5 protein-coding genes and 1 rRNA gene are annotated in these 6,000 nt (G+C 49.1%); all 6 read right to left on the bottom strand.

The window, feature by feature from the left end; translation table 11 throughout:
• A 16S ribosomal RNA gene (locus AC6R0S_RS02280) occupies positions 1–200 on the bottom strand; the annotation flags it as partial.
• A 507-nt stretch (positions 201–707) separates the two neighbouring features.
• A complete protein-coding gene (fre, locus tag AC6R0S_RS02275) occupies positions 708–1,421 on the bottom strand; it encodes an NAD(P)H-flavin reductase (protein ID WP_500630709.1) in 714 nt (237 codons plus the stop codon).
• Positions 1,422–1,435: 14 nt separating this feature from the next.
• Complete coding sequence (locus AC6R0S_RS02270; RefSeq protein ID WP_334555476.1) at positions 1,436–1,705, bottom strand: 2Fe-2S iron-sulfur cluster-binding protein; 270 nt, start codon at positions 1,703–1,705, stop codon at positions 1,436–1,438.
• A complete protein-coding gene (gene ubiD, locus AC6R0S_RS02265) occupies positions 1,702–3,555 on the bottom strand; it encodes a 4-hydroxy-3-polyprenylbenzoate decarboxylase (protein WP_500637126.1) in 1,854 nt (617 codons plus the stop codon). The genes AC6R0S_RS02270 and ubiD overlap by 4 nt, the downstream gene beginning before the upstream one ends.
• A 78-nt stretch (positions 3,556–3,633) precedes the next feature.
• Positions 3,634–4,626, bottom strand: coding sequence for a hypothetical protein (locus tag AC6R0S_RS02260; RefSeq protein WP_500630711.1), 993 nt, complete (start codon positions 4,624–4,626; stop codon positions 3,634–3,636).
• Positions 4,627–4,731: 105 nt separating this feature from the next.
• Positions 4,732–5,991, bottom strand: coding sequence for a transcription termination factor Rho (gene rho, locus AC6R0S_RS02255; protein ID WP_334555481.1), 1,260 nt, complete (start codon positions 5,989–5,991; stop codon positions 4,732–4,734).
• Positions 5,992–6,000: the final 9 nt, after the last annotated feature.

Here is a 6,000-nt window from a genome sequence, read left to right as displayed (position 1 = left end):
CGAAGCTATTATGCGGTATTAGCCATCGTTTCCAATGGTTATCCCCCACATCAGGGCAATTTCCCAGGCATTACTCACCCGTCCGCCGCTCGACGCCGTTAACGTTCCCCGAAGGTTCAGTTAACTCGTTTCCGCTCGACTTGCATGTGTTAGGCCTGCCGCCAGCGTTCAATCTGAGCCATGATCAAACTCTTCAATTTAAGATTTTGTTCGGCTCAATGAATACTGAACATTCCCTTCGCTAATAAATAGCAAAAGTAATGTTTGAATTGACTGTGCTGAGTCCGAAGACTCAATGGTCACTTCGTATCATTGAAACCTAATTTGAAACCGCTCTTTATTAAGAGAAATTTCTAATTGGATTATCATCAACGAGTGCCCACACAGATTGATAGGTTTATATTGTTAAAGAGCGTTGCTTTGAGCTTTACCTCGAAGCGGAGGTGCATTCTAACGAGTTAATTTGAAGAGTCAAACACTTTTCAAATTTATTTTCTTAAGAAGCTTTTACCTCTTTAACACTGCTGAAGCCTTGTGGCGACTGCCGTGTCAGTGGATGCGCATTATAGGGAGTTGATTCGATAGCGCAAGCCCTATTTGAAAATAATTTAAAAAAACAGGCTGTTCGCTGAAATTGTGGCCGAAAGGGCAAAAAAGAGAGCATTTTGCTCTCTTTTTAACCACCCTTTGGTAGGGAAATTTATCGATTAGATAAAAGCATACGCATCCGCAAACATACGATCACTCTTCGCATCTCTGTGTTGTGTGAAGCGCTCACGCGCGGCGCCGGCCATTTCAAAGCGCCCTGCGATATAGATATCAAACTCGGCGAGTGAGTCGAAATCATCTTCCACCGCTTGAAGGACGTTACCTACCTTTCCATGCCATTCGACTTCTGGCGCTTCCACCACTGGAATAAAGTGTACATGGCGATGTTGCTCTGCAATGGCTGCCAACTCTTGTTGAGCATACAACTGACTTTGATCTCGCGCTCCCCAATAAAGATAGATGTCATTCTCTAGAGATTGAGATAAGCAATGATCGAGAATGGAGCGCACATAACTGAAGCCAGTTCCTCCAGCAATCAATAATAGTGGTCGCTCGCTATTTTGTTGTAGCCAAGCATCGCCGTGTGGTGCATCTATGGTGATGTCGCTTTGGGTTTGCAGCGCGTGTTGCATCATTTCCACTACTTCAAGGGCGTAAGCGTTATGTTCCGCTGCGCCGATATGAAGTTCAAGTTCCCCTTCATGGCGGCACGGGCTACTGGCAATAGAAAAAGGGCGATTATCTTTCTCACCCATCACGACAGTAAGGTATTGGCCAGCTTTGAACGCAACCGGCTGTTGTGGATGAAGCAAAATTTGAAATGTATTCGCAGCTAACGGCTGAATAGACTTTACTTTACATTGGATTGTCATGGTATTCCTCTAACTCACTCCTCTAGAGTAAGTTCTAAATGACTCGTTGCGAGAGCCTGACAAGCGAATATCCACCCTTCTTGCTGCTCTTTCTCTGTCAGCATAGGTTCTAATTGATACTTCACTGTTCCTTTTATTATCCGGCACAAACAGGCTGCGCATGCACCGACCTGACAACGGTGTGGGAAAGGTAATTGATTGTTGAGCGCCCCTTCCAGCACCGTTTCTCCCTCTTGCACGTCAAACGCGATTGCCCCTGGGTGCAAGATGACTTGATACGTCATAGGATACCTAACTCGGGCCAAATAGCATCGATTTTTGCCACTAAGTCCGGATCTTTCTTGATAGGCGTGCCCCACTCGCGCATCACTTCAAGCCCTTCGATTTTATTGGTGGCATCAAGCACTAAGCATGACGATTGATTATCTGTCGCTGCAATACGTAGGCTGTCGCGCGATGGATCCATCCGTGTTGTCACCGCCCAGATAACGTCGTTCCAGTCTTGAGCATCGACATCGTCATCACAAAGAATAATGAACTTAGGTCGCGTGTGCTGCGCTAACCACTGATGGGTGTGGTGTCCGAGTGACGCTGATTCCCCAGCCTGCTGCTTATTCATCGTCACAATGGCCACGCCATCACCGTGGGCGGTTTCTGGAATGTGTATCGTTCGGACGTTGTCATTCTGAGCAATAAATTGACGGATGGCGTCCTGTGATAGCCTAGCGCTGGCGGGCAACTCGGCTCGACCCACACATTCTGCATCCCACTTCACTGTCGCATCGAGACCCATCTTGGAACCTAGACCCGCGACTGGCGATGCAAAATCAAGGGAATCGATCGGGGTATCTTCTATGAATAAACTATCACGCAGCGGATCGACATGCTGGCTCATCGCCGCGACGACACTGCCCCAATCGCGGGCATCGACAGATTCATCGCACACGATGACAAACTTGGTATACATGAACTGGCGCAAGAAAGACCACACACCCATCATGACGCGCTTCGCGTGGCCCGGGTACTGTTTCTTCATCGTCACCACCGCCATGCGATACGAACACCCCTCCGGCGGTAGGTAAAAATCTTCAATCTCCGGGAACTGCTTTTGCAAAATCGGCACAAACACTTCATTCAATGCCACCCCAAGCACAGCAGGCTCATCAGGTGGGCGGCCAGTGTAGGTACTGTGATAAATGGGATTTTGACGCATTGTAATGTGCGTCACGGTGAACACATGATGCTGCTCTTTTTCGTTGTAATACCCGGTGTGATCACCGTATGGGCCTTCATCGGCAAACTCATTTGGGTCAATGTATCCTTCCAATACGATCTCTGCACTCGCAGGAACATCGAGATCGTTACTCACCGATTTCACCACTTCGGTTTTGCTGCCCCGCAATAGACCGGCAAAAGCATACTCAGACAAGGTATCTGGTACCGGCGTAACGGCGCCAAGTATGGTGGCAGGGTCCGCACCAAAAGCGACAGAGACGGGGAACGGTTTACCTGGATGCGTCTCCATCCAATCACGTAGGTCAAGTGCGCCACCACGATGCGCGAGCCAGCGCATGATCACCTTGTTTTTGGCAATTTTTTGCTGACGATAGATCCCGAGGTTTTGTCGTTTTTGCTTGGTGCCACGCGTAACCGTCAATCCCCAGGTGAGCAGCGGCGCCACGTCTTCTTGCCAACAACTCATCACGGGGACTTTATCGAGATCGACCTGTTCACCTTGCCAAACGATCTCCTGACACGGTGCGCGGCGCAAGCGTTTCGCTGGCATGTTCAGGACTTGCCGAAAGACAGGCAATTTTTCGAGCGCGTCTTTAAACCCTTTAGGGGGCTCGGGTTCTTTCAGGTAGGCAAGCAGTTTACCCACTTCCCGCAACTCTTTGACTTCCTGACGCCCCATGCCAATCGCGACACGTTCTGGCGTACCAAATAGGTTGGTAAGGACAGGCATGGAGTAACCGATGGGGTTTTCAAACAACAGAGCAGGACCACCCGCACGCAGTGTTCGGTCACTGATCTCTGTCATTTCATAAGCGGGGTCAACCGGGTGAGTAATGCGCTTAAGCTTCCCCTTTTGCTCGAGGAAGTCGATAAAGTCTCTTAAATCCTTAAAACTCATGGGCTTTTGCTGGCTGATTAATATCGCATCAGTATATCAAAAACCTCGCGCGTCCGATCCCCCTTTTTTTGCAGGGTCTTATTGGGTTAACACACTCAAAATGGCATGACTGCGTACGGTTTGGTTGGTCTTGGCTAACTCTTCAAGCCAGCTTCGATAACCTTGATTGGCGAGCGCGCTTGCCACCATTGACGCCTCTTCACGAATGGCCATTTTGGCGATAAGAAATTCCTTCACCTCTGGTGACATCGGTTTAATGCGCGTTAACGCCTCAATCGCCGATGCTTTCAAGGCAGGATTCGTAGATGCACGCATGATTTGCTGCAGAGCAAACTCGTCGCCCACATCAGCGAGCCTCGCCAGTTCTTGCTGGCTATTAAAGTCCGCTTTGGTTAGCCAGATCAGTTTGTAAACACCTGGGTCTTCACTGACTTGCGCCAAGCGCACCATGACTGCCGATGAAGGAAGCCAACTGGTGACCGTTTGATCTGTCAGCTGCGCCGCCAATGCTAAGACCGCTTGCTGAGACAAGGTATCTAGCTCGCGGATGAACAAGGACTCTCTCATCTGCACCTGATAGTCGCTGCCCGATAACCACTGTTTCAGATTCAGCTCCTGACGCTCTGCCGCTAGCACAAATTCCAATGCCGATTGCCCCTGCTTCCACTGCTTCAGCAGACGACTCGCAATCGCCGGATAATTAAACGCGGGAGTTGAAAACTCATAACCATCACCGACCTCCAAAACTTGATAGGTAGGTACGCGACGTTTTTGCTGCTCAACAAACAAAGCCATTTTCGACGTGAGCGCTAACTCTTGATCTTCAAACTTTTTCAATAATAGATAACGCGCCACTTCCTGCTGTGGGAGTGACAAACGATCTAACGCAAATTTGAGTGTGTCGATATTGTCTTCGATGGCGTATTGCAGCAGCTCAGCCACTTTCAGTTCAATGTGCTCATCGGCGAGCAACGCTTGCGCTCTTTCCGGCTCCATGGGTGTTGCCGAGACGGGGTGAGCCACCAGTAGAGATGCCGAGAGGAGAAGTGACGACAACATTCCTTGTTGCATGTTAACCTCCTTGTAACATTTCACTTATTGTGGATAGGAATAGCGGAGAATGCAAATAAAAACGCCACCCGGGTTGGGTGGCGTTCATTTATTCAAACTTGCTTATTACTGTCTGCGCATGGCATCGAAAAATTCATCATTGGTCTTGGTCATGGCCAACTTATCAATGAGGAATTCCATCGCATCGGTTTCACCCATTGGGTGTACGATTTTGCGTAGGATCCACATTTTTTGCAGCTCTTCGTTTTTCGTCAGTAGCTCTTCACGACGAGTACCAGAGCGGTTGAAATCGATCGCAGGGAAGACACGCTTCTCGGCAATCTTACGGTTCAGGTGAATTTCCATGTTACCTGTACCTTTAAATTCTTCGTAGATGACTTCATCCATCTTAGAACCGGTATCGACCAGTGCTGTCGCTAGAATCGTTAAGCTGCCACCTTCTTCGACGTTACGTGCCGCACCGAAGAAACGCTTAGGACGGTGTAGTGCGTTTGCATCGACACCACCCGTTAGAACCTTACCCGATGAAGGCACAACGGTGTTGTAGGCGCGCGCGAGACGCGTAATCGAATCAAGCAGGATCACCACGTCCTTCTTGTGTTCAACCAGACGTTTCGCTTTCTCGATCACCATTTCTGCTACTTGTACGTGACGAGACGCTGGCTCATCAAACGTCGATGCGACCACTTCACCTTTGACTAGGCGTTGCATCTCTGTCACTTCCTCTGGACGTTCGTCGATAAGAAGGACCATCAGCACACACTCAGGGTGGTTGTAGGTGATGCTCTGAGCGATGTTTTGCAGCAGCATGGTTTTACCCGCTTTTGGCGGAGCAACAATCAGACCACGTTGACCTTTACCAATCGGTGACGCGAGATCCAAAACACGTGCCGTAATATCTTCCGTCGAACCGTTACCACGCTCCATCACCATACGCTCATTGGCGTGCAGTGGCGTCAAGTTTTCAAATAGAATCTTGTTACGCGCGTTGTCTGGCTTATCATCATTAACCGTATTGACTTTCAACAATGCAAAGTATCGTTCCCCATCTTTTGGCGGACGAATTTTACCTGCAATTGAGTCACCCGTGCGTAAGTTGAAGCGACGAATCTGACTCGGTGACACGTAGATGTCGTCCGGACCTGCGAGGTAAGAGCTGTCTGCGCTGCGCAGGAAACCGAAACCGTCTTGCAGTATTTCCAGAACCCCGTCGCCGAAAATATCTTCACCACTTTTAGCATGCGCTTTCAAGATAGCGAAGATGATGTCTTGTTTTCTTAGGCGAGCTAGGTTTTCAAGGCCCAAGCTTTCGCCAAGTTTGACAAGATCAGACACAGGTCTGTTCTTCAGTTCAGTTAGATTCATGGTGGTGGA

The sequence above is a fragment of the Vibrio sp. R15-SG3-ISO1B genome, assembly GCF_059833835.1.
Note: the sequence above shows the minus strand (reverse complement) of the source record. Positions and strands in the feature narration are given on the sequence as shown.